The 25,846-nt window shown below is 68.2% G+C and carries 25 protein-coding genes, 4 tRNA genes and 2 pseudogenes; 29 read left to right on the plus strand and 2 right to left on the minus strand.

The genetic code is table 11. From position 1 onward, the window contains the following. Positions 1-181 precede the first annotated feature (181 nt). The 4 genes and pseudogenes from QMQ26_RS33345 to QMQ26_RS33360 all read left to right on the plus strand — a co-directional run bounded on the left by QMQ26_RS33345 (position 182) and on the right by QMQ26_RS33360 (position 5,476). Entirely contained in the window at positions 182-2,488 is a 2,307-nt protein-coding gene (locus QMQ26_RS33345; protein ID WP_282203870.1) for a glycoside hydrolase family 9 protein, read from the plus strand. Then, positions 2,449-2,739, plus strand: a complete 291-nt coding sequence (locus tag QMQ26_RS33350) for a cellulose binding domain-containing protein (protein ID WP_282203871.1) — start codon at positions 2,449-2,451, stop codon at positions 2,737-2,739. The genes QMQ26_RS33345 and QMQ26_RS33350 overlap by 40 nt, the downstream gene beginning before the upstream one ends. A 494-nt stretch (positions 2,740-3,233) precedes the next feature. Further along, on the plus strand, positions 3,234-4,523 hold the full coding sequence (locus tag QMQ26_RS33355) for a family 2 encapsulin nanocompartment cargo protein terpene cyclase (RefSeq protein ID WP_282203872.1): 1,290 nt from the start codon (positions 3,234-3,236) through the stop codon (positions 4,521-4,523). A 27-nt stretch (positions 4,524-4,550) separates the two neighbouring features. Beyond that, a pseudogene (locus tag QMQ26_RS33360) lies at positions 4,551-5,476 on the plus strand (geranyl diphosphate 2-C-methyltransferase). A gap of 88 nt (positions 5,477-5,564) precedes the next feature. Here the strand turns inward: QMQ26_RS33360 and QMQ26_RS33365 are convergent. Continuing rightward, a pseudogene (locus tag QMQ26_RS33365) lies at positions 5,565-5,708 on the minus strand (exodeoxyribonuclease III); the annotation flags it as partial. A 28-nt stretch (positions 5,709-5,736) separates the two neighbouring features. On the opposite strand from QMQ26_RS33365, the gene QMQ26_RS33370 reads away from it, so the two are divergent. The 7 genes from QMQ26_RS33370 to QMQ26_RS33400 all read left to right on the plus strand — a co-directional run bounded on the left by QMQ26_RS33370 (position 5,737) and on the right by QMQ26_RS33400 (position 9,960). After that, positions 5,737-7,320, plus strand: coding sequence for a recombinase family protein (locus QMQ26_RS33370; protein WP_282203873.1), 1,584 nt, complete (start codon positions 5,737-5,739; stop codon positions 7,318-7,320). A gap of 625 nt (positions 7,321-7,945) precedes the next feature. Then, positions 7,946-8,018, plus strand: a tRNA-Asp gene (locus QMQ26_RS33375). Positions 8,019-8,741: 723 nt separating this feature from the next. Further along, positions 8,742-9,188, plus strand: coding sequence for a hypothetical protein (locus tag QMQ26_RS33380; RefSeq protein ID WP_282203874.1), 447 nt, complete (start codon positions 8,742-8,744; stop codon positions 9,186-9,188). Between the two features lie 146 nt (positions 9,189-9,334). Next, positions 9,335-9,408: transfer RNA gene (locus tag QMQ26_RS33385), tRNA-Leu, on the plus strand. A 2-nt stretch (positions 9,409-9,410) separates the two neighbouring features. Next, positions 9,411-9,515 (plus strand) — tRNA-OTHER (locus QMQ26_RS33390). Between the two features lie 8 nt (positions 9,516-9,523). Then, positions 9,524-9,598: transfer RNA gene (locus QMQ26_RS33395), tRNA-Pro, on the plus strand. Positions 9,599-9,624: 26 nt separating this feature from the next. Next, on the plus strand, positions 9,625-9,960 hold the full coding sequence (locus QMQ26_RS33400; protein WP_282203875.1) for a hypothetical protein: 336 nt from the start codon (positions 9,625-9,627) through the stop codon (positions 9,958-9,960). Between the two features lie 67 nt (positions 9,961-10,027). Here QMQ26_RS33400 and QMQ26_RS33405 read toward each other — a convergent pair whose 3' ends face one another. Next, positions 10,028-10,255, minus strand: a complete 228-nt coding sequence (locus tag QMQ26_RS33405; RefSeq protein WP_282203876.1) for a hypothetical protein — start codon at positions 10,253-10,255, stop codon at positions 10,028-10,030. A gap of 41 nt (positions 10,256-10,296) precedes the next feature. On the opposite strand from QMQ26_RS33405, the gene QMQ26_RS33410 reads away from it, so the two are divergent. The 18 genes from QMQ26_RS33410 (at position 10,297) to QMQ26_RS33495 (ending at position 25,755) form a co-directional block, all read left to right on the plus strand. Then, complete coding sequence (locus QMQ26_RS33410; protein WP_282203877.1) at positions 10,297-10,602, plus strand: HNH endonuclease; 306 nt, start codon at positions 10,297-10,299, stop codon at positions 10,600-10,602. 23 nt (positions 10,603-10,625) lie between these two features. Further along, positions 10,626-10,856, plus strand: a complete 231-nt coding sequence (locus QMQ26_RS33415; RefSeq protein ID WP_282203878.1) for a hypothetical protein — start codon at positions 10,626-10,628, stop codon at positions 10,854-10,856. Between the two features lie 339 nt (positions 10,857-11,195). Further along, positions 11,196-11,804, plus strand: coding sequence for a bifunctional DNA primase/polymerase (locus QMQ26_RS33420; protein ID WP_282203879.1), 609 nt, complete (start codon positions 11,196-11,198; stop codon positions 11,802-11,804). A 50-nt stretch (positions 11,805-11,854) separates the two neighbouring features. Further along, positions 11,855-12,163, plus strand: a complete 309-nt coding sequence (locus QMQ26_RS33425; RefSeq protein WP_282203880.1) for a hypothetical protein — start codon at positions 11,855-11,857, stop codon at positions 12,161-12,163. A gap of 65 nt (positions 12,164-12,228) precedes the next feature. Further along, positions 12,229-12,624: a phage terminase small subunit gene (locus QMQ26_RS33430; RefSeq protein WP_282203881.1), complete on the plus strand. Its 396-nt coding sequence runs from the start codon at positions 12,229-12,231 to the stop codon at positions 12,622-12,624. A gap of 79 nt (positions 12,625-12,703) precedes the next feature. Further along, entirely contained in the window at positions 12,704-14,347 is a 1,644-nt protein-coding gene (locus QMQ26_RS33435) for a terminase (RefSeq protein ID WP_282203882.1), read from the plus strand. 13 nt (positions 14,348-14,360) lie between these two features. Then, positions 14,361-15,848, plus strand: a complete 1,488-nt coding sequence (locus QMQ26_RS33440; RefSeq protein WP_282203883.1) for a phage portal protein — start codon at positions 14,361-14,363, stop codon at positions 15,846-15,848. After that, the gene (locus QMQ26_RS33445; protein WP_282203884.1) at positions 15,823-16,647 is read left to right on the plus strand and encodes a hypothetical protein; all 825 of its coding nucleotides are present in this window, start codon (positions 15,823-15,825) and stop codon (positions 16,645-16,647) included. The genes QMQ26_RS33440 and QMQ26_RS33445 overlap by 26 nt, the downstream gene beginning before the upstream one ends. A gap of 45 nt (positions 16,648-16,692) precedes the next feature. Continuing rightward, positions 16,693-17,241 (plus strand): hypothetical protein, encoded by a 549-nt coding sequence (locus QMQ26_RS33450; protein WP_282203885.1) that lies wholly within the window; start codon positions 16,693-16,695, stop codon positions 17,239-17,241. Positions 17,242-17,263: 22 nt separating this feature from the next. Then, complete coding sequence (locus QMQ26_RS33455) at positions 17,264-17,662, plus strand: head decoration protein (protein WP_282203886.1); 399 nt, start codon at positions 17,264-17,266, stop codon at positions 17,660-17,662. Positions 17,663-17,677: 15 nt separating this feature from the next. Next, entirely contained in the window at positions 17,678-18,712 is a 1,035-nt protein-coding gene (locus tag QMQ26_RS33460; RefSeq protein WP_282203887.1) for a major capsid protein, read from the plus strand. A gap of 18 nt (positions 18,713-18,730) precedes the next feature. After that, on the plus strand, positions 18,731-19,117 hold the full coding sequence (locus tag QMQ26_RS33465; RefSeq protein WP_282203888.1) for a hypothetical protein: 387 nt from the start codon (positions 18,731-18,733) through the stop codon (positions 19,115-19,117). Further along, positions 19,105-19,449: a phage head completion protein gene (locus tag QMQ26_RS33470; RefSeq protein ID WP_282203889.1), complete on the plus strand. Its 345-nt coding sequence runs from the start codon at positions 19,105-19,107 to the stop codon at positions 19,447-19,449. The genes QMQ26_RS33465 and QMQ26_RS33470 overlap by 13 nt, the downstream gene beginning before the upstream one ends. Next, a complete protein-coding gene (locus QMQ26_RS33475) occupies positions 19,446-19,799 on the plus strand; it encodes a hypothetical protein (protein WP_282203890.1) in 354 nt (117 codons plus the stop codon). The genes QMQ26_RS33470 and QMQ26_RS33475 overlap by 4 nt, the downstream gene beginning before the upstream one ends. Beyond that, positions 19,789-20,178, plus strand: a complete 390-nt coding sequence (locus QMQ26_RS33480; RefSeq protein WP_282203891.1) for a hypothetical protein — start codon at positions 19,789-19,791, stop codon at positions 20,176-20,178. The genes QMQ26_RS33475 and QMQ26_RS33480 overlap by 11 nt, the downstream gene beginning before the upstream one ends. A 53-nt stretch (positions 20,179-20,231) precedes the next feature. Next, positions 20,232-20,813, plus strand: coding sequence for a phage tail tube protein (locus QMQ26_RS33485; protein WP_282203892.1), 582 nt, complete (start codon positions 20,232-20,234; stop codon positions 20,811-20,813). A 99-nt stretch (positions 20,814-20,912) separates the two neighbouring features. Beyond that, on the plus strand, positions 20,913-21,233 hold the full coding sequence (locus QMQ26_RS33490; RefSeq protein ID WP_282203893.1) for a hypothetical protein: 321 nt from the start codon (positions 20,913-20,915) through the stop codon (positions 21,231-21,233). Between the two features lie 397 nt (positions 21,234-21,630). Beyond that, positions 21,631-25,755, plus strand: a complete 4,125-nt coding sequence (locus QMQ26_RS33495; RefSeq protein WP_282203894.1) for a lytic transglycosylase domain-containing protein — start codon at positions 21,631-21,633, stop codon at positions 25,753-25,755. Positions 25,756-25,846: the final 91 nt, after the last annotated feature.

Below are 25,846 nucleotides of genomic sequence, written 5' to 3' on the forward strand. Positions count from 1 at the left end.
TACGAGTTGTTCATTGACACCGGTGCGGCGGCGTGGCCACCATGGACGCCGCCCACCGCCTGTCGACACCGTCCCGAGCCGCTCGGGGTGTGGGAGCGCTCCCATTGTGTTCGGGCAGGTCACGGGCCATCCGATCGGCTACCCCCACGCCCCCACCCCGCAGCCGCCCCGGAAGGACACCATGCCGCACCCCGCCGCACCCCCACCCGGCCCGCCCGGCGCACCCGCGCCCGTCCGCCGCACGGCCGTTCCCCGGCCTCCCGGCTCCGCCCGGCGCGCCCTCTGCGGACTGCTCGCGGCCGGGGCCCTGGCCGCCGGCGCGCTGCTGCCGCTGCACACCGCGCCCGCCGCCGCTGCCGACACCGCCGCTGCCGACACCGCCGCTGCCGACACCGCCGCTGCCGACGGCGCCGCCGCCGCGTCCGCGTCCGCGTTCAACTACGGCGAGGCGCTACAGAAGTCGCTGCTCTTCTACGAGGCCCAGCAGTCGGGCAAGTTGCCCGCCACCAACCGGGTCGGCTGGCGCGGCGACTCCGCGCTCGACGACGGCAAGGACGTCGGGCTCGACCTCACCGGCGGCTGGTACGACGCGGGCGACCACGTCAAGTTCGGCCTGCCGATGGCCGCGTCGACCACCATGCTGGCCTGGGGCGGCATCGCCGAGAAACAGGGCTACACCGCCTCCGGGCAACTGCCGTACCTCAAGAACAACCTGCGCTTCGTCGACGACTACCTGCTCAAGGCGCACCCCGCCCCGAACGTGCTCTACGGCCAGGTCGGCAACGGCTCGGCCGACCACGCCTGGTGGGGCCCGGCCGAGGTGCTGCCGATGGCCCGGCCCGCGTACAGGATCGACGCCTCCTGCCCCGGCTCGGACCTGGCGGGCGAGACGGCCGCCGCGCTCGCCTCCTCGTCCCTCGTCTTCGCCGACAGCGATCCGGCGTACGCGGCGACCCTGCTCACCCACGCCAAGCAGCTGTACACCTTCGCCGACACCTACCGCGGCAAGTACAGCGACTGCATCAAGGACGCCCAGGGCTACTACAACTCCTGGAGCGGCTACAACGACGAACTGGTCTGGGGCGCGATCTGGCTCTACAAGGCCACCGGCGACAGCAGCTACCTGGCCAAGGCCGAGAGCTACTACGCCAATCTCTCCACCGAGCCGCAGACCACGACCAAGTCCTACAAGTGGACGATCGCCTGGGACGACAAGTCCTACGGCGCCTACGTGCTGCTGGCCCAACTCACCGGCAAACAGCAGTACGTCGACGACGCCAACCGCTGGCTGGACTGGTGGACCGTCGGCGTCAACGGCAGCCAGGTCAAGTACTCGCCGGGCGGCGAGGCCGTGCTCGACTCCTGGGGCTCGCTGCGCTACGCCGCCAACACCTCCTTCGTGGCGCTGGTCTACTCCGACACGCTCACCGGCGACCCCACCCGCAAGGCCCGCTACCACGACTTCGCGCTCCGCCAGATCGACTACGCGCTCGGCGACAACCCCCGCAAGTCCAGCTACCTGATCGGCTACGGCGCCAACCCCCCGAAGAACCCGCACCACCGCACCGCCCACGGCTCCTGGACCGACCAGCTCACCAACCCCGTCAACAGCCGTCACACCCTGATCGGCGCCCTGGTCGGCGGCCCGAGCTCGGCCGACGACTCCTACACCGACGACCGCTCCAACTACGTCAACAACGAGGTCGCCACCGACTACAACGCCGCCTTCACCGGCGCACTGGCCCGGCTCTACGGCGAGTACGGCGGCGCCCCGCTCGCGAACTTCCCGCCGAAGGAGACCCCGGACGGCCCGGAGATGTCCGTCCAGGCCGCGGTGAACGCCGCCGGCCCTCACTTCACCGAGATCAAGGCGTACCTGATCAACAAGTCGGCCTGGCCGGCCCGCCCGCTCAAGAACGCCGCGCTCCGCTACTACTTCACCCTGGAACCGGGCGTGAGCCCGAGCCAGATCACCCTGACCACCAACTACAACCAGTGCGGCGCGGTCAGCGGCCCGACGCTCTACGCGGGCTCCACCTACTACGTCACGGTCGACTGCTCCACCACCGTGATCGCCCCGGCCGGGCAGTCCGCCTACCGCAAGGAGGTGCAGTTCCGGATCGCCTCCTCGGGCGCCTGGGACCCCACCAACGACTGGTCGTACCAGGGTATTTCGCTGGTCCCCGGCTCGACGCCGGTGGACGCGGCCAACATCCGGCTGCTGGACGGGGGAGTACCGCAGTGGGGCGCCGAACCGGGCGGCGGCACCGGCCCGTCCTCGTCCCCCTCCCCTTCGCCCTCTCCCTCGCCGTCCTCCTCGGCCTCCCCGTCCCCGTCCCCTTCTCCGTCGGCATCTCCCTCCCCTCCCTCTCCCCCTCTCCCTCCTCCTCGCCGAGCGCGAGCGGTGGTCCGACCCGGCCGGTCACGGGGTGCGCGGTCAGCTACACCGTGGGCAGCAGCTGGGGCAGCGGGTTCACCGCCGACGTGACGGTGCGCAACACCGGCAGCGGCACCGTCTCCGGCTGGAAGCTGGCCTGGACGTACCGGGGCAACGAGGCAGTCAGCAACGCCTGGAACGCCCAGGTGGTCCAGAGCGGCGCGGCCGTCACCGCCACCGACGCGGGCTGGAACGGCACGCTCGCCCCCGGCGGCACCGCGTCCTTCGGCTTCCAGGCCACCGGCACCCCCGCCGCGCTGCCCGCCTTCACCCTCAACGGCACCGCCTGCACCACCGCCTGACCCGCCTGACCCGTCCGACCCGTCCAGCCCGCCGGACGTCGAACGCCCCCGTCCCGCCGCCGCGCGGGGGCGGGGCGTTCGCGCGCGACCGGGGCGGGCCGGGTAAACCTCGGGATTCGCAAGATCACCGCATCGAGGTAAATACCCCCGGCCTCGCGGGCGGAGCGCGCCTACGGAGCGTTAGCGTTCCTCAAGATCCGACCGAGCCGGTCGCAACTGCTGACCGTTCGTCAATTCTGCATTCTCCAAGGAGTGTTGGACCCATGACCGTTGAGGCCGGCTCGGTCGTGGAACCGGCGCCGCTGCCGACGCGGACGCGTACACGGACGCGGGTGGACCCGCCGAACGCGGCCGCGGACGCTCCCGGCGCAGGCTGACCGCGAGATCCCCGCTCGTGGCGGACGGTCGCACGCCGCCCGCCCCCGTCCGCACGCCCGGACGCACCTCCGCCGGCCGTCCCGACCAGACCGCCCCCTCCCAGTAAGGAGTCCAGGATGCCCGAGCCAGGGCCTTCCTCTCCGCCCCCGGCCCCCGCCACCCCGGCCGCCTTCCCCGCGCTGCCCGGCCTGCCCGCCACCATCGCCACCGCACCCGCACCCGCACCCGCACCCGACGCATCCACCGCCTCCGCCGCTGCCCCCGCCGTACCCGCCGTACCCGCCGCGCCCGGCGGCGGGCTGGAGCGAATCCTGCGCGGCCCCAGCGGACTCGGGACGGGCGGTCTGCTGCTGCCCCGCCTCCCGGCACCGGCCGCGCCGCCGCAGCCCGCCCCCGTCCCGGAGCCGCCCGCCGTCACCCCGGCGGAGGGCACCCCGGTGCCCGGCCTCTACCACCACCCGGTGCCGGAGCCCGACCCCGTCCGGGTGGCCGAGGTCAGCCGCCGGATCAAGGACTGGGCGGTGGACGAGGTGGACCTGTTCCCCGACGAGTGGGAGGGCGAGTTCGACGGCTTCTCGGTCGGGCGCTACATGGTGGCCTGCCACCCGGACGCCCCCACCGTCGACCACCTGATGCTGGCCACCCGCCTGATGGTCGCCGAGAACGCGGTCGACGACTGCTACTGCGAGGACCACGGCGGCTCCCCGGTCGGCCTCGGCAGCCGGTTGCTGCTCGCGCACACCGCCATCGACCCGCTGCACACCACCGCGGAGTACGCGCCGGGCTGGGCCGAGTCGCTCGGCTCGGACGCCCCGCGCCGCGCCTACCGCTCCGCCATGGCGTACTTCACCGGCGCCGCGACCCCCGCGCAGGCCGACCGCTACCGGCACGACATGGCGCGCCTGCACCTGGGCTACCTGGCCGAGGCCGCCTGGGCCGAGACCGACCACGTGCCCGAGGTGTGGGAGTACCTGGCGATGCGCCAGTTCAACAACTTCCGCCCCTGCCCGACCATCACCGACACCGTCGGCGGCTACGAACTGCCGGCTGACCTGCACGCGAGGCCCGGGACCCAGCGGGTCATCGCGCTCGCCGGGAACGCGACCACCCTGGTCAACGACCTCTACTCGTACACCAAGGAGCTGGCCGGCCCCGGCCGCCACCTCAACCTGCCCGTGGTGATCGCCGAACGCGAGGGGCTCTCCGACCGGGACGGCTACCTGAAGGCCGTCGAGGTCCACAACGAGCTGATGCACGCCTTCGAGGCCGAGTCCGCCGCCCTCGCCGCCGCCTGTCCGGCCCCGCCGCTGCTGCGCTTCCTGCGCGGGGTGGCCGCCTGGGTGGACGGCAACCACTACTGGCACCGGACCAACACCTACCGCTACAGCCTGCCCAACTTCTGGTAAGAACCGGCAAGAAACGGACACGTGGACATGACCAGCACCGAATTCGGCACCCCCGCCGCCACCGACGCCGCCACCGGCACCACCGGCACCGGTACCGACGCCGCCACCCCCTTCGTCCCGGCTCCGGCGACCGCCTACCAGGGCGACATCGCCCGCTACTGGAACAACGAGGCCCGGCCGGTCAACCTGCGCCTCGGCGACGTCGACGGCCTCTACCACCACCACTACGGCATCGGCGAGGTCGACCACGCCGCCCTCGGCACCCCGAGGACAGCGCGTACGAGAAGAAGCTGATCGCCGAACTGCACCGGCTGGAGTCCGCCCAGGCCGAGCTCCTGCTCGACCACCTCGGCCCGATCGCGCCGGGCGACACCCTGATGGACGCCGGCTGCGGTCGCGGTGGCTCCATGGTCATGGCCCACCAGCGCTTCGGCTGCAAGGTCGAGGGCGTCACCCTCTCCACCACCCAGGCCGAGTTCGGCAACCGCCGCGCCCGGGAGCTCGGCATCGCCGACCACGTCCGCTCCCGGGTCTGCAACATGCTCGACACCCCGTTCGCCGGCGGCCTGATGTCCGGCTCCTGGAACAACGAGTCCAGCATGTACGTCGACCTGCACGACCTGTTCGCCGAGCACGCCCGGGTGCTCAAGGTCGGCGGCCGCTACGTCACCGTCACCGGCTGCTGGAACCCGCGCTACGGCCAGCCCTCCAAGTGGGTCTCCCAGATCAACGCCCACTTCGAGTGCAACATCCACTCCCGCCGCGAGTACCTCCGCGCGATGGCCGACAACCGCCTCGTCCCGCAGGCCGTCATCGACCTGACCCCCGACACCCTCCCCTACTGGGAACTGCGCGCCACCTCCTCGCTGGTCACCGGCATCGAGGAGGCGTTCATCGAGTCCTACAAGGACGGCTCCTTCCAGTACGTCCTGATCGCAGCCGACCGCGTCTGACCCCTCTACCCCTCTACTCCCTCTTCCCTTCCTCCGCCCCACCGGTCCCCGGCGCCACCCCGGCGCCGGGGACCGGCCGGCAGTGGGATCAGGCGCTGTGGCCGTAGACCGCCGTGACCGGGGCGTGGTCGGACCAGCGTTCGGCGTGGGTGGCGGCGCGTTCGACGTGGGCGCGGGTGCAGCGGGCGGCCAGGCCCGGGGTGGCCAGCTGGTAGTCGATGCGCCAGCCGGTCGGCTTAGATTCCAGTAGGCTGCACCGCATGACTGGACACCAACTTCGTATCCTGGGCGCTATCAGGCTGTCCGTCCTTACCGACGAAACGACGTCTCCAGGTCGTCAACGCCGGTCTATCGAGGCTGGCGCCGAGCGACGCGGTGGACAGGTTCTCCACTGGGCGGAGGACCTTGACGTCAGCGCGTCCAAGACGAGCCCGTTCGAGCGCCCCGAGCTAGGGGAGTGGCTGCGGCGGCCGGACGAGTACGACGCCATCAGTTGGTGGCGCTTCGACCGGGCGATTCGCAGCATGGCAGACATGAACGAGCTGGGTAAGTGGGCTCGGGAACACGGGAAGTTGCTGATCTTCGAAGAGGGGCCCGGAGGAGCGCCGCTGGAGCTGGACATGCGCACCATCACTCCGATCAGCGAACTGATCCTGGTCATGCTCGCCTTCGCGGCGCAGATGGAGTCCCTGGCAATCCAGGAACGCGTCAAGGGCGCGCAGGCTGCGCTGCGATCTCAGGGGCGGTACGCCGGCGGACTCCCGCCGTACGGTTACCGAAAGGTCAAGAACGCCGATGGCCCAGGGTGGAAGCTTGAGCAGGACCCTACCTCCGTCAAGGTGCTTGCAGAGATCATCCGCGACGTGCTGAGCGGCAAATCGCTGACGGACGTGGCCATGCGGCTCAACGATGCAAACATTCCCGTGCCGCGGGACCATGCCGCACTCCAGGCAGGCAGAAAAACCGGCGGTGTGCGGCGCGGGACTCGTCACGCGCGATTCCGCTGGACTGCGGGCACGATGTCTAAAGTTCTGCGCTCCCGGGCGCTGCTCGGGTACAAGACGCATCACGGCGCGCCCGTGCGTGACGGAGACGGCGCCCCGGTGCTAATCACGGATGCGCCCATCCTGGAGCGCGAACAGTTCGACGCCCTTCAGGACTACCTAGCCACACTCACCCCTCAGAAAGGCCGCACCCGCCGGGACACCAAAGCGCTCTTGCTGGGTGTCGCTACATGCGCTGGCTGCGGAGGGAACATGTACCTCTCCCAACGGGCCGGGGGTGCCGACTACAACTGCCGCGCCACAGCGCGGGGTGAGCGCTGCCAAGCTCCTGCCGGCATCCGCGCGGACTGGCTGGAGGCGTTCGCAGTAGCCGAGTTCATGAAGGTGCTCGGTGAACGTCAGGTGACCCGCGTCGTTACGCACAGGGGTTACGACCCGACACCGGAACTGCGCGAGGTGGAAGCCGAGTTGCGGGCCCTGTACGCCGACAAGGACACCCGGAAGTCCCGCACCGGCCGGATGATCTGGCAGGAGGAGGTCGACGCCCTAGAGCGGCGGGCGGAAGCGCTGGAGAGCACTCCGCGCACCGAAGCGCGGACAGAGATCATCCCGACCGGAGAGACCTACGCTGCCTTCTGGGCCCGTCACGACACTACCGGGCGGCGACGGCTGCTGGTGGACGCCGGCGTGCGTATCACGGTCGCCAAGGGGCGCACCGGGGGCGACTCGTCACGCCTGGAAGGGCCGGACGTCAGCCGGCTGGCGTTCGCGGTCGGCGAGCACAACGACCCCGCGGCGGAGGCGCTGGACGCCATCCTTCGCGAGGAAACGGAAGACTGACGTCCGATTCCTCGTCAGGCCGCCTCTTCCACGGCCAAACTGACACTGCGCCTGACCTGTGGTGATGCCAGAATGGCTAAACTAACCCCTATTTTCTAGTTACCCTAATACGCGTTAGAGAGAAACTGAAAAGAGGGGTTAGTTTGGCTCTTTTGGCCAGACTGGCCGTCGGGGGAGGGGCGGCGCTGGTGACGGAGCGGCCGAGAGACCTAGGGATAACGAGTATGTAACGGTGTTGGTGCCTGTAAACCGTCGCCTATCGAAAAACCGCAGGTGGCAGCCTTGCAGGCGCGCGCAGGCACTCGTACACCCGGGCGCGGGCCTAATTACTACAGTAGGGAGGCAGACGGATCGCGACGCCGGCGAGTGGCGCGGCGCCCACGTCTCCTCCCCCTGACGGTCGGCAGCGCTCCCTGTGCTCCCCGCACTCTCCTCCGGGTTGAGCCCGGTCGAGCGCGCCGACTGTCTTTGCTGTGAGTCCTGGGAGACGAGGGGGCCTGTAAAGCCCTCGGTGCGGAGCGCCTGGCGTGGTTCGATTCCACGGCACAGCACGAGCCGGAGCGCGCACGGAGACGTAGGCGGACCCCATGGGGTTGCGCACGGGGACGGAGGCGGACCGGCGACTGCTTCCGTAGCTCAGTGGTCAGAGCGTCCGCCTGTCGAGCGGAGGGCCGCCGGTTCGAGTCCGGTCGGGGGCGCGCGGAGGACGTAGGCCATGGAGAGCCGGCCCCTTATCGGGCGAGCGGTGGACCCCCCTGCGACGGTTGGCGGTGTCGAGAACCGCCCGTCCTCTAGCTTGACGAGCCGGAGCGATCCGGACGCTTGCGCGGAAACGCTGTGTGGGTCAGCTCCTGCCCCTGCTTCGACAGGACTGCAGGGTTCACGGGTTCGAATCCCGTTCGCGACGGCTCGTCGTGCAGGGGCCTGGACGCTGTGCCGATAAGGCGCGCGTGCCCGGGCGCTTGCTGTCGGGCGTCCGTGGGAGGACGCTCCCGCTGTCACCCCGGCGTGCTTCCGTTCCGGTTGCGGTGAGCAGGTTACGCGGGTGTGTGAGCCCAGCGCTAGTTTCCCCACCGGTGTGCGCCCCAGGTGCGCGCAAGCTCTAGACGGTGAGCAAGTTCGACATCTGCTCACCGCATCGGGACATTGTGCCCTAGACTGTGTTCATGGAACACACTACCGATAGCTGTGCCACACTGACGTCTCTCGGACAGCGTGGCCGCCTCATGGTCCCCGCGGCGGTACAGCGCGCCGCAGAGATGGAGGAGGGCACCGCTGTTGTCGTTCGTGCGGCTGGTACAGGACTGGTCACGGTGGAGGCTGTGAGTGCGCTGGTGCTGCGCCTCCGCTCATCGGTCGGCGCCTACCTTCCCCGCCCTCAGCAGGTAGCTGTGCGGTGGGGCGGTCGACCCGGGAGCCCGGTGGACACCCACCCGGCGCTCACCATTCCTGCGCGCTGGCGCCCTCGGGATTGGGCCCGGTCAGCCGGCGTCGCCGACACCGCGCCGAACGTAGGCGCGTTGGCCGTGGTGACACCCGCAGCAGTGGCCGCATGGCTGGTGGAGCCGCACCCAGTACTTGACGCTGTGTTTCGGCACGTGCTGCTGCCCGACTACGAACTGCCGCGGCTGATGCGGTACCTCGTGGAGGCCCACCCGACACTTGGGCACGACGTGGACGAAGTGGTAAGCGATTTGAGGTTGTTGGGTTTGACGGTGGAAACCACCAGCACCACTGATCTGGCATCAGACACCGCGACGGCGCGCGACCTGATGAGTGCGATAGCTGCTGATGTCAAGTTCGATGGCGCGGACGCCGCGTGCTTGGCTGCGGCGGTTCGATTGGGGAAGATGTTGATTTCTGCGTGAGCGGAGCTTCCCCGGCACCCGGATCTCTCGGTTCGGACGGCCCGCCGGGGGCAGAAACGCGCCGCTAGGGTCCACTGCACTGCTACTGTGCTGTGCGCTGGGCCGTGGTGGGCGCCCGCCTCCGCTGCAACGGAGGCGGGCATTTTGCCGCAGTAGCCCAACTGGCAGAGGCGCCCGGCTCAGACCCGGGAGGTTGGGGGTTCGAATCCCTCGTGCGGCACTGGACGGTTGCCCGAGCTTGGCCTAAGGGTGACGTGCCTAGACGGAACGCGTGCCGGCACACAGGCGATACGCGGCCCGCCGCGGGTTCGAATCCCGCACCGTCCACAGAGCTGCTGGTCGTGGCTCAGCTTGGCCAGAGCGCCCGCTTTGGGAGCGGGAGGACGCAGGTTCGAATCCTGCCGACCAGACCTACCACGACGCCCCTGGAGGCACCATGGCACGCGGCACCATCGCCGTCAGCACTGCGGATCGGGCCGGCACTGTGCTACCCGCTGCGACGGACGGAGACGCTACCAACGGCCACGCGGTTGTGAACGACGGCCGTACTGCGCTGCTCGTGAAGAACGGCGGTTCGACGGTCAGTCGCACTGTGACGATCCGGCTCTCAGGCACCCTGGACGGCCTGGCCGTCACGGCCACCCGGACGAAGTCGGTGGCAGTCGGTGCGGAGGTACTGCTCGGCCCCTTCCCGCGCGACGTCTACGGCTCGTCGCTTCTGGTCGACGTCGACAACGCCGAGCTGAAGATTCGCGCAATCAAGCTGCCCTGACAGATCAACTGGCAAGCCCCGTACCGGGATTCGGTGCGGGGCTGCTTGCGTTGTAGAGCTGACGAGATCAGCTCTCAGCGCGGCGGCACGTGATGGTCCAGGCCCGTTCGCGGCCGGTCCCCTCCGCGTGCTGCTGATCGACGCGCCACCCGAGCGCTTCCACCTCTGCGAGCAGCTCGGCGAGCCGCTGAGGCGTGGCGAAGAAGCGGTGGACGAAAACCGCGTCACCGCGCTTGTACGCCTCCGCGGCGGCCATCTGGACGGGCTTGCGGGCCAACCGGCTCAGTATCCCCATACGCCCGATCGTAGCCCACGAGAGGGGCGCTGAGAGCTCTTATGGCGTGGTCAACGAGCAACCGCCGCAGCGAACTTCCCCGTGACTGGGCACGCATTCGGAGGCGGATACTGAGGCGCGACAGAGGCGCCTGCACGAACACCTTTTCCGACGGTCGGCAGTGCGAGCAGCCCGCCACCGACGTGGACCACATCGTCCCGGGCAACGACCACAGCGACACCAATCTCCGCTCCCTGTGCGGCTGGTGCCACCGGCACAAGAGCAGCAGCGAAGGGGGCACGGCAGCCGGCCAGCGGGTCGTGTCCAGCGCCCGCCCGCCTACCACACACCCCGCCCTGGAGGGCTGATGGCTGAGCCGACAGGTGCACACGTGGAGCTGGTGGACGAGGAGGACGGGGACGGCCTGGCACCCAGCGTGGTGCGGGTTAACGGCACGGACGTCGGAGCGCTGGCTCGGGCGCCGAAGGTGACTGTGGCCGGCAACGGGGCGACGACCGTGACGCTCGTGCTCATGCCACGGCGGGTGGACATCAGGCACAAGATCGTTCCAACGGTCGGGCCGCGGAGGCAGCCCTTCGGGTTCAGGGCAGGCAACCCTTAGTTGACAGGCTGTCGTCCATTGCGCGCCAGCAACCTACCTGCCGGTAGTTAACGGCTGAGTAGCTTACCGACCAGTAACTTACCAGGGGGTAACCCCCTCGGGCCCGCCCTGCGCATCGTTAAGGTGCTGGGCGCCGCTGTCTGTACGGGTCTGGGGAGTTGGCGCGAGGCCGCCGGAGGCTGCCCGCTGCGGGCCGAACTCGACCCTGCGGAGGTGGTGGAGACCCCCGACCGGCAGGCGCCCGCACAGCGCTTCGCCCGTCACGCTTGACGGGATGTTAGCTACAAATATGCAGGTGGGAGGCTTGAAAGTGTGACCGCCGCCCCGTACGATAGAGGCATGACCCGGACCTGTGAGCACTGTCGCGAGCCCCTCGCCATCATGGCGCGGAGCCACGCGCGGACCTGCTCCCCGCGCTGCCGGAAGGCGCTGAGCCGGGCAACGAAGCGTGCCGCGGGCACCGCCCCTGAACTTCCCGCCGAGCTGACGACCACCGCTCGCTGGATCCGCTACGACTCCACGAAACGTCCGCTGACGACCGCCGGCATGGCGGCGTCCAGCACCGACGCTTCGACGTGGAGCACCTACGCCGACGCCGTGAACTCTCCGGCCGGCGTGGGAGTCGGCTTCGTGCTGAGCGAGGCTGACGACGTGGTCTGCATCGATCTGGACCACTGCATCCGCCCTGACGGCTCCCTGGAGTCGTGGGCGGCGCCCATCGTTCGGGCCGCGGACACCACCTACGTAGAGGTGTCCCCGTCCGGCGACGGGCTCCACATCTGGGGCCGCGCTGACGTCCGACAGGGACGACGCATTCGGCGCCAGGACGGCACGGCCGTGGAGGTCTACGGCACCGGCCGGTACATCACCGTGACGGGCCGCCGACATGGCTCCTGCCCGTCCACTCTCGCGGACCTCTCCGCACTGATTTCCAAGCTGACGGCGTAGCTCTCCCGGCAGGGGACGGCTGATGCTGTCCCGACCCGGGAGGTTCCCGCATGCGCCCCACCGTCGGCCGTGTCGTGCATTATCACTCGCACGGCAGCCCCGTGCTGGAGGACGGCTCTCAGCGCTACGAATCCCGCCCCCGGGCTGCGATCGTCACTGATGTGCCCAGGTACCTGACGGCTGAGCCGTACGACGGCTGCCCGAACGGCAAGCTCGACCACGAGGACCGGCCCATGTGGATCGCGAGCCTCGCCGTACTAAACCCGACCGGCGTGCACTTCGATCTGAACGTGCCGTACTCCGAGACGCCGGAACCTGGCTGTTGGTCGTGGCCACCCCGAGACGCGGAGGCGTCCTGATGGCCGGCCGCGGACCCGCCCCGAAGGACCCTGCGAAGCGCCGCCGCCGCAACGACACGGCTCCGTTGCTCAAGTTGGAATCGGACGACGAACTCCGCGGCCCCGAACTGCCGGAGGGCGTGCTCGGCCTGGACGAGGACTCGGGTCTGACGGTCGACTGGCACCCCATGACGAAGCTGTGGTGGGAGTCCTGGCGGACGTCGGCGCAGGCGCAGACCTTCACCGCTACGGACTGGCTCTTCCTAATCGACACCGCGCTGATGCACCACACGATGTGGGCGCGGGGCCGGTGGGAGTTCGCCAGCGAGGTTCGCCTTCGCGCAGCCAAGTTCGGCGCCACCCCCGAGGACCGGATGAGGCTCAAGCTGCAGGTCGACGGGCCGAACTCGAAGCCCGCGCCCCCGATTCAGCCGGCCGGCGTCACGGATATCTCGTCCCGCCGCGCCCGCCTGACGAGCTAGGGGGACCATGCCACGCGCCCTGGTGCGCGCCCCCGGTCACGATCGCAGCCGCTCTCTCGGATGGCTTGCGCTCGCATGGATGGAGTTTTTCGTAGTCCACGGCCCTGGCGACGTCCAGGGTGAGCCCGTCCGCCACGGCGACGAGTACAGCGGCTTCGTGGCTGACTGTTACGCCGTGGACGAGGACGAAGGCCGTCTTCTCTACGACTCGGCGTTTTTCTCTCGCCCGAAAGGCTGCGACAAATCCGGCCTCGGTGCCCGTATTGGCCTCTTCGAGGCTTTCGGCCCGGCCCGTTTCGACGGCTGGGCAGAGGGCGGAGAGGTATACACGGACCCGTGGGGTCTGGGCTTTCAGTACGTCTATGAGCCTGGCGAGCCGATGGGCCGGCCGGTCAAGGTGCCGTACCTCCGCATCATGGCGACTGAGGAAGGCCAGACCGGCAACGTCTTCGACACGATCTACTTCAATCTGACCGACGAGGCGTCACTCCTCTCGCAGATTCCCGGCGTTGACGTCGGGATCACACGAATCAATCTCCCTGACGGCGGAGAGATCATGCCGTCCACCGCCTCTTCGTCTTCGAAGGATGGCGGTAAAGAGACATGGGTTTGCTTTGACGAGACCCACCTCTACAACACGCCCGAGTTGCGGCGGATGTACGCGACCGTTACGCGTAATCTCCGCAAGCGGAAGAAAAACGCACAGACGTGGTATCTCGAAACCACGACGATGTTCGCGCCCGGCCAAGACTCTATTGCGGAGAAAACGTACGAGGAAGCGGAAGCAATCCGCGAAGGCCGTAAGAAGCGAGGCCGTTCGCGCCTCATGTACGACCACCGTTACGGCGAATGCAAGAACCTCAAGAACGAGCAGGAACTCCGCGCTGCCCTGGTCGACGCCTACGGGGACGCCATGGAATGGATCGATCTTGACGCGCTGGTCGATGATTTCTACGACACGCGTAACGACAGTGCTGACGGGCGCCGGTACTTCCTCAACTCCCGTACCGTCGCCTCCGATGCGTGGGTGGATCCGGACGCGTGGGCGCTCTGCCGGAAACCCGAGCTGCTCGCCGCCGGCGACCTAGTCACGCTCGGCTTCGATGGCTCGATCCGCGACGACGCTACGGCCCTTGTGGCCTGTCGGGTCTGGGACGGGCACCTCCAGACGCTTGGCGTATGGGAGAAGCCTGAAGGCCCCGAGGGTGAAGGCTGGCAGGTCCCGCGCGAAGAAGTGGACGCCGCAGTCGCCAGCGCCTTTGAGCGGTACGAGGTCTGCGGCTTCTACTGCGATCCGCCACACTGGCAGGACTACGTCGACCGCTGGACGGCCGACTTCGGCACCGACCTGAGGGTCCGCGCCGTGCAAGCCAGGCCGCTGGAGTGGTGGACGAATCGCCCGACGGCGATGGAGGCGGCCCTCCAGCGCTTCCACGAGGCCGTGGACGACAAGGGTCTTTCGTACGCTGCCGCGCTGAACACTGACGACACCGAGAGCACCGACGGTTTCCGCCTCGGAGCCACGCTCACGCGGCATGTCCTCAACGCGCGTCGCCGGCCGATGGGCCGAAACCACCTGGGTATTGGTAAGGAACACGCCAAGAGCCCGAAGAAAATTGATGCGGCAATGTCTGCCGTCCTCGCCTACGAATGCCGCGCTGACGCTGTCGCGCTTGGCGTGACGAAGCGGAAGAAGAAGTCCGGCCGGCTGGTTGCATTCTGAGAGAGGGGGCCGGATGGCCATCGACGCTAGTAAGCCCCAGTCCCCGGGGTGGTGGCTGGCTCGACTCGGGTACGCGATCCTGAACGAGCGGGCTGACGAAGTCCGCACGGACTGGCGTGGCCATCCGGAAGTGGTTCCCGGCCTGGACCGTCTGAAGGCGTATGCCGAAGGCCGTGCGCCACTGCCGCAGGTGCCCGGCGTTGATCCGTCGGAAGCCATGGATTGGATGAATGACGCGCGCACCAACTGGTGCAGCCTCGTCATTGATTCCCCGGTAGAGCGGCTGGGGGTTGACGGCTTTCGCTTCGGGGAAACGTCCGACGCTGACGACGAGGCCAACCGGATCTGGCAGGAAAACGGGATGGACGCCGAGAGCGAGATCGTGCACTACGGTGCGCTCTCGCAGCGCCGACATTTCGTGTTGGTGGAGAAGGATACATCGGGTAGGCCGCGGATACTCCAGAAGAGTACCCGGCAGGTCGCCGTAGCGCGTGACCCGCACGACCACCGGAAACTAGCCGCCGGCCTGTACATCTTCGTTGATGAATGGACGGGCGAGTCACGGGCTAAGCTCTGGACTCCCGGCGAGGTGCACGAATTCGTCTCTCCTGTATCCGAGCTGGCGTTCCCGCTCCGGGCTGCCAGGCTGGATTCCTGGGATCTGTGGACGCTCCCATCCGGGCGCGCGATCGACAGTAAGAACGAACTCGGCGCGGTCCCACTGATTCCGTTCGTCAACCGCCGCAACCGTCGGGCCGGGGGGTTCGCGGAGCACGAGGATTCGCTCAGCATTCAGAACCGCATCAATTCCGGCCTCATCCAATTGATGGCTGCCGGTAGGTACGGGGCGTTCCGTCAACGTTTTGCGGCAGGTCTGGAGGTTGACGAGGACCCGGTGACCGGCGAGCGGATCGCGCCGTTCAAGCTGGACATCAAGACGCTATGGACGACAGATAACCCGGAAGTGAATTTCGGGGAGTTCGCCGCGACCGACTTGCGCCCGTACGTCGCCGCTATCGGCTCGGCCGTGCAGGATCTCGCAGCCATCAGTAAGACCCCGCCGCACTACCTGCTGGGTCAGGTCGTCAACGTGAGCGGCGACGCGCTGAAGGCGGCGGAAACTGGTCTGGCCTCCAAGGTGAAGTCGAAGAAGCGCGAGTTCGGCGAGTCCTGGGAACAGGTTATGCGCCTGGCCTTCCAGGTCCTCAACGACCCGCGGGCGGACGTCGTCAACGCTGAGACGATCTGGGCCGACTCCGAGTCGCGCACCGTCAGCGAACTCGCCGACGCAGCCGTGAAGAAGAAGGCCGCCGGCGTCCCGTGGCGGCAACGCATGGAGGACATGGGCTACACACCGACGCAGATCGACCGCATGGAGGTCGACCGCGCGCAGGACTCGATGATGGAGAGCCCAGACCCGACACAGCCTCCCGCGGCTCTGCAGCCCCCGCCTGATCCGCGGGCGGTGATCGGGCGTGCCGACGTCACGCAGGCAGCCTGACCCCGGCCCGGCCTACGACGCAGCAGTCCGACGCACCTTCGCCGATGTCGTCAACCGCCTTACGCGCGAGTGGAGTTCGCTCGGCTCGTGGCGTCAGGGCGACGTCAAGGGCTTCCAGCGGCGCGTACTTCCCGCCTTGCTCGCGGGTGAGCGCCGGATCGCGGCCCTGACGACCACGTACCTGGAGGCGGAGTACCGCCGGCTCTTCAACGAGCCGTCTCGGGTCGCGCTCGACCTGGAGGCCGTGACCGGATCTGCGGTGCGCAACGGCGTCGACCCGGCCGATGTCTATGAGCGCCCGTTCAAAGAGGTGTGGACGGCGCTCAGCAACGGGGAGCCGCTGGACGTCGCCACGGAGCGTGGCGCTAACCGGCTGGAAACGCTGGCGAAGACCGACCTACAGCGGGCCCGCACCCTGACGTCTCAAGCCGTGATGGAACGTCAGCCGCGGGTCACGTACTACATGCGTGAGCTGCAGGGCGAGTACGACTGTGCGCTGTGTCTCGTTGCCTCAACTCAGCGGTACCGCAAGGCAGATCTACTGCCGATCCATCCCGGCTGCGACTGCCGGCCGACACCGGTCAGGGCGGACTTCGACCCTGGCCAGGTGCTGGACGAGGCACGGCTCGAAGCGATTCACAAGGCGGTGGAGGAGGCGCTCGGCGTGTCCGCCCGGGACGCCCGCAGCGTCGACTACTCCAAGATCATCGTTCAGAACGTGCACGGAGAGATCGGCCCCGTGTTGGGCTTCAAGGGGCAGCGGTTCACCGGCCCCGAGGATCTCCGCATCCCGAAGTAAGCGCCCGCCAGGGGCACCACCCATCCCGACAGGGGAGTTAAACGCATGTCCGAGCCCGTCATCCCGCCCGCCGTCAACGAACACGGTTTCCCCGACGCGACCCCCGTCGCGGAGATGGAGCCGGCTCATCAGGTGGCGTACTGGAAGCACCACGCCCGGCGCCACGAGCAGCGAGCGAACGCGGCTCCGACTGCCGAAGAGCTGGAGAAGCTCCGGGCCGACGCCGCCGAGCTGGCCACTCGCAAGGCTGGCGAGCTGTCTGAGACGCAGCGGCTCCAGGCAGAAAAGGATGCGGCCGAGCAGCGCGCCGCACAGGCTCAGGCTGACGCTGCTGCCGCCACCCGCCGCGCCCTGGTGCTGGAGGTGGCTGGCATGAAGGGGCTCACCCCCGCGCAGGCGGAGCGGCTCCGTGGGGCGACCCGCGAAGAGCTGGACGCGGACGCGGACGCACTGAAGTCGCTCTTCGCCGGCGCGACTTCGGGCAACGCCGGCGGCGCTGGAGTCCGCACCACTCCGGACGGCCGCGAGCCAGGCGCAGCGAAGACCGTCGCCGCGGGTGCCTCTCGCTACAAGTCCCCGTACGGGGCCAACTGACCTACTCCCTGGAGGGAATCACATGGATCTGTCTCTTCGGACCGTCTCGTTCGCGCAGGACCGGAAGGACTGGCTCGGGTCGCAGCACGGCACTGACGTGCTCCGGTCCATCACCCTGGACGTGAGCACCTTCGTCAAGGCGACCCACTACCCCGACGGCTTCCTGAAGTCGGGCATCCCGCTCGGCAAGATCACCGCCAGCGGCAAGTACGGCCTGTACGACGATTCCAAGACCGACGGCCGGCAGACCTGCGTCGGCATCCTTTGGTCGGGCGTGGAGGTCATCGATCGCCGGGGCAACGCCTCCACCAGCGTGGGCGGCTCGATGCTCATTCACGGCGTCATCAAGCTCTCGGCCCTCCCTGTCGCCCTGGACGCCAACGGTCAGACCGACGTCGCGTCCCGTATCTACACCGTCTGAGAGGACGACTAGCTGATGCAGCTCAACGACGAGTACGCCACCCCGGCGGAACTGACCGGTTACGCGCGAGAGGCACTGCGTGACTACCAGGTCAACATGTTCTCGCTTCACACCTACCTGCCTGACAACCACGTGAACGACCTGAGCTACAAGTTCACGAAGGGTGGCGGCAACCTGGTCGACGCGGCCGTGTACCGCAACTACGACTCCGAGTCGGACATCGGTCGCCGCGAGGGCGGCGCTTCGGTCTGGGGCGAGCTGCCCCCGATCAGCCGCAAGATGCCGCTGGGTGAGTACGAGCGACTGACCCGCCGGAACCTGGACACCCGCGCGGAGGAGCTGCGGGCGGCGCTGGAGACCGACGCCACGCGGCTCGTCCAGGGCATCGCGGCCCGTGTCGAGATGGCGCGCGGCGAAGCGCTGTTCAACGCCTCCATCTCCCTAAACGAGAACGGCGTGATCGGCGGCGTCGACTTCGGCCGCTCCGCCGGCAACACCGTCGCCGCGGGGACCATGTGGGACGACGTCACTGCCCCGGTGTCCGACGACATCGAGACCTGGATGGAGTACTACCTCGCGCTCAACGGTTTCGTGCCGGACCGCATGGTGATGCCGCGCAGGGTCTTCAACTTCCTGCGGCGCAACAACCAGATGAAGAACATCATCTTCCCGAACTCCGGCAAGACCATCGCGTCGATCCCGACCCTGACCCCAGGGCAGCTCAATGACGCGCTCTCGGCTGCCGGCCTGCCGGCCGCGGAGGTGTACGACGCTCAGGTGACCGTGTCCGGCGTTTCGACTCGGGTCACCCCGCCGAACAAGGTCGCGCTGCTCCCCCCGCCGAACATCAAGATCGGCGAGACCCTGTGGGGCAGCCCGATCGAGTCGCAGGACCCGCGGTACGGCCTGGCCGGCGCGGAGGCGGGCGTGGCGGTCGGTGCCTACTACACCGAGGACCCGCAGACCCTCTGGACCCGCGCGACCGCGATCGTCCTGCCGATCATCGGCAACCCCGACGTCACCATGACGGCGACCGTCCTGGCGTCCTGAGCTGCGTAGGAGGTGGCAATGACAACGTTGTTCACTCAGGCTGAGCTAGTCACCTACCTCCAGCAGCCCGTCAGCACCGACGCCTACGACCTGGCGCACGAGCTGACGGAGGACGCGATCATGGGTGAGGCTGCTGGGCGGCTCGCGGACCCGCCTCAGCACGGAGTCAAGGCCGTCGCCATCGCGGTGGCTGCGAGGTCACTGACGAACCCGGCCGGCGTCCGATCCGAATCGGCCGGCTCCGTCGCGGTCACCTACCGGGACATGCAGGCGGGCGGCGTGGAACTGACGGCTGACGAGCGTCGTCGGCTCCGCCGCGCGGTTGGGCTGATAAGCGGAGCGGGGTCGATCAACATCGCCCCCGACGAGCGAGAACCGCGAGACGCCTTTCGGTGCTCGACATGAGCCTGTCCACGGTAACGATCACCGTTCTACGTGACGGCACTCCGACGCAGGACCGGTACGGCAACGACGTTCCGGGCCCCGCTACGGAGACCGACGTCGCCGGTTGCATGGTGCTCCCGCCCGGGGGCCAGATGGCGACGAGCACAGAGGACACCAACGGCCGGGATCTGGTGGTCATTGTCCGTACGCTCTTCGCGCCGCCGACGGCGGACATTCGGGCGACAGACCGGGTCCGCCACGACGGCGTGACCTACCAGGTGGTCGGTGACCCCGCCCGGTACCCGGGCCGGCTGGCGCACCTAGAGGTGCAGCTCAAACGATGGGAGGGGTGATGGGCAGCACGTATCGAGGGTCGTACGTCGGGATACGCAAAATTCTGACGATGCCGAGCGTGGCCGTGGCTGTTGAAGTCGCGGCGGCCACCATGCTGCCTATCGCAGAGGCACTATCGCCGGAAGGCGACCCGTCGACGGACCGGCACGCGGGGCTGTACCGCGGGAGTTGGGTCGTTGTGCGCGGCACAAAGAGCGTCCGCTACCGGGGGCGTCCAACGAAGCGCCCGTATGGCCGGCTGCTGAATACTACCGCCTACGCCCGCCAGGTGGAGTACGGCACCGGCCGAGTCCCGCGCTACGCGGTGGCCCGCCGCACGATGGACGCGGCGGTGAGCCGTGGCGGGTGACCCGGTCGACGCGGAGGCGGTGCTCGCCCAGTGGGCGCGCGCTGTACTAGACGTGCGCCCCTGCACCGACCTGCCGGCGGCGCTGACGGATTCGCTACCGCTCCTGCAAATTGTCGCCATTGGCGGCCCCGCCGAGCGGTTCCGGCGCCGCCCGCGCATCGATCTGGACTGCTACGCAGGCACCTACGCGGACGCACGGGACCTGGCGCTCCGGGTGGAGGACGAGGTCCAGCGCCTGCGCGGCAGGGCAGACCCCGGCGCCGTAGTGCAGATGGTCCGTGTCGACTCCGGGCCTGCCCGCCGCCCGTACGAAAACCCCGGTGTGCACCGGGTGGGGCTGACGATCAGCCTCCGCCTGCACCGCGCGTCATTCGCGTGACCCACATTCTTCGGCCCTGGACTCCAGGGCCTTTCTGATGTCCTGGAGGGCCCGTGGCCGACACTCGCAATGCCGATCTGACGTACGCCGCAGACGATTACCTGGTGTACGTCGCGCCGGCGAACACCGCCCCACCCACCGACATGGCCGACCCTGGTGCAAGCTGGACCTGCCTGGGCTGGGTGACCACCGACGGTGGTGCTTTCAAGATGGAAGAGGAGAAGAAGGACCTGAAGGCGGCCGGCTCGCTGGAGCCGATCCGCACTCTCCGCACCGGCTCTACGAAGACGATCGATGTCACCTTCGAAGAGGCGCTGAACCCGTACGTGCGGGCGCTGTACGACAATGTCCCGCTGTCTGACCTGGAGCCGACGGCTGGCATCGCGGCGTACGACTTCCCGGACCGCCCGAACGACCTGAAGTACGCATTCGTGTTTGACAGCGCTGACGGCGACAAGCGCATGCGCTTCTACGCCCCGAACGGCGCTGTTGACTCCCGGGGCGACGAAAAGGCGGGCACCGAGGATGCGGCGCAGGTCCAGATGACTATGAAGTTCTACCGGGGCGCGACTGCTCCGGCGCTTCGTCGTGTCATCGACTACGGCGACGTCGACGTCTCCGCTTTCTTCGCCTGATGACCAGCGGGGCCCGTATCTGCGCGGGTCCGGGCCCCGCTTCAGCTCCACACCGACCCGCGCAGAACTACACCTTGTAGATGAAGGAGACCCGCGCGCATGACCACCACCCCCGCTCAGGCCCAGGAGATCGAGGCCACCGCCAGCGAGTACACCGCCGCGATGCTGGACGGTCAGGAGCTGCGCGTCCTCGCGCCCGGCAAGTGGCGGCCCAGCTTCCTCCGTGCCCTTCGCAGCGGCGATTTCGACACCTGGGCGGAGCTGGCTCTCCACCCGGACGACGTGGCGACGTTCATCGAGGTGGACGCCACCTTTGACGCTCTCTCGACCTTCACCGCGGACGCCATGACGGGCGCCGGTGAGGCCCCGGGAAACTCGCGTGGACGCTCGGCGTCCTCGAAGCGCACCCGGAAGAGCTAGAGGCGGATCTCGCTTGGCGGGGTGTCGACCTGCTTGACGTCTACCGGGGTCGGCTGTCCATGCGCCGACTGCGGGTACTGATCCAGAGCCTCCCGACCGAGTCCGCCACAAAAACGGCGCTGCGCAACGCGATGACGCCGGAGCAACTCCGACAGGCGGCTGACGGAGCGCGGCCGGACCTGGCGCCCTGGACAGGGACGGAGATGCTCCTCGCCTCGATTCTGGACGCTGTCAGGAATCTGACAGCCGTCTCGCTGGCGGCAGCCGGCGGTAAACCGACGCCCCCCGACCCAACTCCGCGTCCTGGCATCCCCCCGAAGAGCACCACCCGGAAGCGCCTCACCGCCGAGCAGCGGGCGGCACTCGACCCCCGCATGCGAGTCGCCCAGGAGGCGTAATGGCAACCGATATCGTCGGGACTGTCGGTGTCGACGTCATCCCGGTACTGGCCAACTTCCACGAGCGGCTGAAGGCCGCCGTCATCCCCGCGGCCGATCGGGTGGGAGCTGAGGCCGGCCGGGGTATGGGCGACCGGTTCTCCGAGGCTCTCCGGGCGCGGGTAGCTGGCGCATTTTCCGAAGCGATCAACGCAGCCGGTCAAAAGGCGAAGGGTACTGCCACCCGTCAGGGCGACGAGACGGCCGGCGCGTTCGCGCGCAGTCTGAAGGCGAAGCTCGAAGTTGCCTTCCGTTCGATGCCGAAGCTGGACGTGGCGATCGGCTCGGCCGGTGCTGACACCGAACTTGCCCGCCTCCGCGCGAAGATCGAGCAGCTCTCCGGTAAGCGAGTCGGCATCGACATCAGCGCTGCGGATGCGGACGCGAAGGTTGCCGACCTTGACGCGCGACTTCGCCGACTAGGCGAATCACACCCGAACCCGACGGTCCGGGTCGACGTTGCGACGGCGCGCGCAGCTCTCGCGGAAGTGCGCGCCGAGATTGCGGCGATCGACGGTAAGACTGCGCGTGCGACCGTCCGCGTCGACACCGGGCCCGCGACGGGGTCGATCCTCGCGCTCGGCCTGCAGATCGCTGCGCTCGCGGCAATCCCTGCAATCCCCGTCCTTGCGGCGGGGGTTGGCGGGGTTGCGTCCGCCTTCGTGGCGGGTGGCGCTGCCGCTGGAGCTTTCGGCCTGGCTGCCATCCCCGCGGTGCGAGGAGTCGCTGCCGCCATGCAGGCGCAGACGGCCGCGCAGAACGAGTCGACGTCCGCCACGAACGCGGGCGCGAACGCAGCCGTCACCGCAAAGCAGCGAGCGCTCACGCTGGCCGGCGCGCAACAGACGCTCGCGGCTGCGCAGCGGAACGCCGCCCAGTCCGTCGCCAGCGCGCAACAGCAGGCAGCTCGGCAGGTGGAGACCGCGTCTCGGTCCCTCGCCGACGCACAACGCGCCGAAACGCAGGCGCAGGACGACCTGACGGCCGCCCGCCGTACCGCAGAGCAGCAGCTCGCTTCCTACGAAGACAAACTGCGCGACGGCGCCCTCAGCGAGCGGGACGCACAGCTCCGGGTGCTGGAGACGCAGCAGGCTCTTCAGGCTGCGACTGCGGACGGCTCCACCGCCACCCAGCTCGACCGGCAGCGCGCACAACTCGACTACGACCGGGCGCAGCAGGGCGCAAAGGAAGCCGCGCAGGCCCAGCGTGATCTGACTGCGGAGGCGCAGGCCGCACAGGCGGCCGGCGTGGAGGGTTCCGACGCCGTCCGCCAGGCGCAAGACAAGTTGACGCAGGCGCAGCAGCGCGCAGTGGACGCCGCGAAGGCCGTTGCGGACGCGCAGAAGGCTGGTGCGGAGGCAGTTGCGTCGGCGCAGCGGTCCGCCGCGGAGTCAGTGGCGTCCGCACAGCGCGGCGTGCAGCAGGCGATGCTGTCGACGGAGAAGAGCACTGCGAGCGCCACCTCCGCGCAGGACAAGTACCGCGAGGCGCTTGCGAAGCTCAGCCCGCCAGCCCGCGCGCTGTACGACGCGATTGCGGGGCCGCGAGGTCTGAAGGGCGCGTTCAGCGACTGGTCTGTGTCCATGCAGCCGCGGGTGCTGCCACTCTTCGTCCGCGGAGTGGACGCCGCGAAGGCTTCGCTCCCGGGCCTCACCCCACTAGTCATTGGCGCGTCGGACGCAGTGGGGACGCTCTTCGATAAAGCCAGCGCCGAGCTGAAGTCGCCATTCTGGAAGCGGTTCAAGGCGGATATCGACGCATCGGCCGGGCCGGCACTGCTCGGACTCGGTACCACATTCGGAAATGTCCTGAAGGGCATGTCCGGGATTGTCGACGCCTTTCTACCGCACATGGCCGGCATCGATGCCACCATGGAGCGGATCACGGGCCGCTTCGCGAAGTGGGGCAGCGGACTCCGCGGCTCTCCAGAATTCGAGAGATTCCTCGACTACGCCGAGCGCAGCGGGCCGCAGCTCGCATCGACCTTCGGGAAGATCGCGAGCGCGGTGCTGTCCGTCGGGCAGGCGCTTGCTCCGCTCTCGGGGCCCGTGCTCCAGGCCGTCGGGTGGGTGGCTGACGGAATCGGATGGGTAGCCGACCACGCGCCTGAGGCCGTAGCTGGGATTTACGCACTGGTGTTCGCCATGAACGCGGCTCGCCTGGCGTTGATCGCGTACAACGTGGTCATTGCAGTCTACGAAGGCGCCGTCCTGTTGGCAACGCTTGCCCAATACGGCTGGGATGCTGCGATTGATGCGTCCGGTGTCGTCCCCCTCATTGAGGCGATCGTTGTAGCGTTGGTAGCACTGGTCGTAGGAGTTGTATACGCCTACGACCACTGGAATTGGTTCCACGTCGCAGTGGTGGCCGCCTGGAATGGAATCAAGGTCGCCGCTCTGTTTGCCTGGGACTACGTCCTCAAGCCGACGTTCGCGGCGATCTGGACTGCGATGCAATTTGTCGGGTCCGTCGCGATGTGGCTCTGGCAAAACGCGATTGGCCCGGCGTTCGAAGCGATATGGACGGCCGCGCGAGTGCTTTTCGCGGTACTCGTCGTTGCTGTATTCGCGCCGATCTGGATCGGAATCCAGGCCGTCGGAGCTATCGCGGTGTGGCTGTGGAGTAACGCAATCGGCCCGGTGTTCGGGTGGATTGGTGACAAAGCAGTCTGGCTCTGGGATAAGATCCTGCGACCGTTTTTCGGCGGCTGTGTCGACGCGTTCAAGGGCCTGATGGTGGTGGCTGTTCTCCTCTGGGAGGGCGCGATCAAGCCGGTTTTCGGGTGGATTGGCGATAAGGCATCGTGGCTGTGGAGTAACGCGCTTCGGCCGGCCTTCGAGAAGATCAAGGAAGCCCTACAGCCCTTCTCTGGCGCCTTCACGGCAGCGAAGGACCTGATCGGGAAAGCCTGGGACGAACTCTACGATATCACGAAGAAGCCTATTAATTTCGTGATTGAATGGGTTTACACAAAGGGCATCAAAGCCGTCTGGGATAAGGTCGCCGATTTCGTAGACCTCCCACATATGCCTGACGCGCCTAAACTGCTCGCCGCCGGCGGTACCGTCGGAAACGGATGGGGCCCGGCGGTGCCGATGGTCACCAACCGGCCGACGGCGATCGTGGGGGAGGGAAATCCGGCGTACCCCGAGTACGTCATCCCCACGGACCCGAAATACCGGTCCCGTGCTATCGCACTGCACGCTGCCGCAGGATCACAGCTCCTGGCGTCTGGCGGAATCCTGGGCGACGCGTGGTCCGGTATCACGTCGCTCGCAACGTCAGCGTGGAGCGCGGCGCAAGACGGTTTCGACCTCATTCGCCACCCGAGCGAGGCATGGGAGAAGCTCACTCAGCCGGTACGGGATCTGATCGCCAAGATCGGCAAATCCCAGATGGCAAAAACCGTTGCCGGGATTCCGATCAAGGCAGTCAGCGGACTGAAGGATATGCTCCTGGAGACCATCGGACTGGGTGGCGCGAAGGCGCCTAAGGGTGGTGGCGGAGTCCAGCAGTGGACGAGCGTCGTCCATCAGGCGCTCTCCCTGATCGGTCAGCCGGAGTCCTGGACAGATACCGTCCTCCGACGGATGAACCAGGAATCGGGTGGCGACCCGAACATCGTCAACCGCTGGGATTCCAACTGGAAAGCGGGAACGCCGAGCGTGGGTCTGATGCAGGTCATCGGCCCGACTTTTCGGGCGTACGCCGACCAGTTCCGGGACAAGGGCCCATTCCTGTACGGAACGTCAGTCGACCCGCTGGCAAACACTTTCGCCGGCCTGAACTACGCCGTGCACCAGTACGGCTCCCTGAGCGCCTTGAACCGCCCAGGCGGGTACGACTCCGGCGGCTATCTGCCGACGGGGACGAGCCTCGTGTACAACCACACGGGCCGCCCCGAACCGGTGTTCACCTCCGGCCAGTGGGACGCTATCCAGCGTCTCGGGTCGGGCGGCGGAACTGCACCGGCAATCGAAGCGCACGTCTACGTGGGCGATCGCGAGATCACCGACATTGTGCGCGTGGAAGTGCGGTCTGCACATGACGCGGTCGCACGCGACCTGATTTCGGGAGTGAAGTAATGGCCGACGAGCCGACTATGCCGGACCCAACTCCGGACCCGGCGCCCGAACCTCCGCCGGAGCCCCCGGTCTACGTCAGTACTCCGGCGGA

It is taken from the genome of Kitasatospora fiedleri, from assembly GCF_948472415.1.
GTDB lineage: Bacteria > Actinomycetota > Actinomycetes > Streptomycetales > Streptomycetaceae > Kitasatospora > Kitasatospora fiedleri.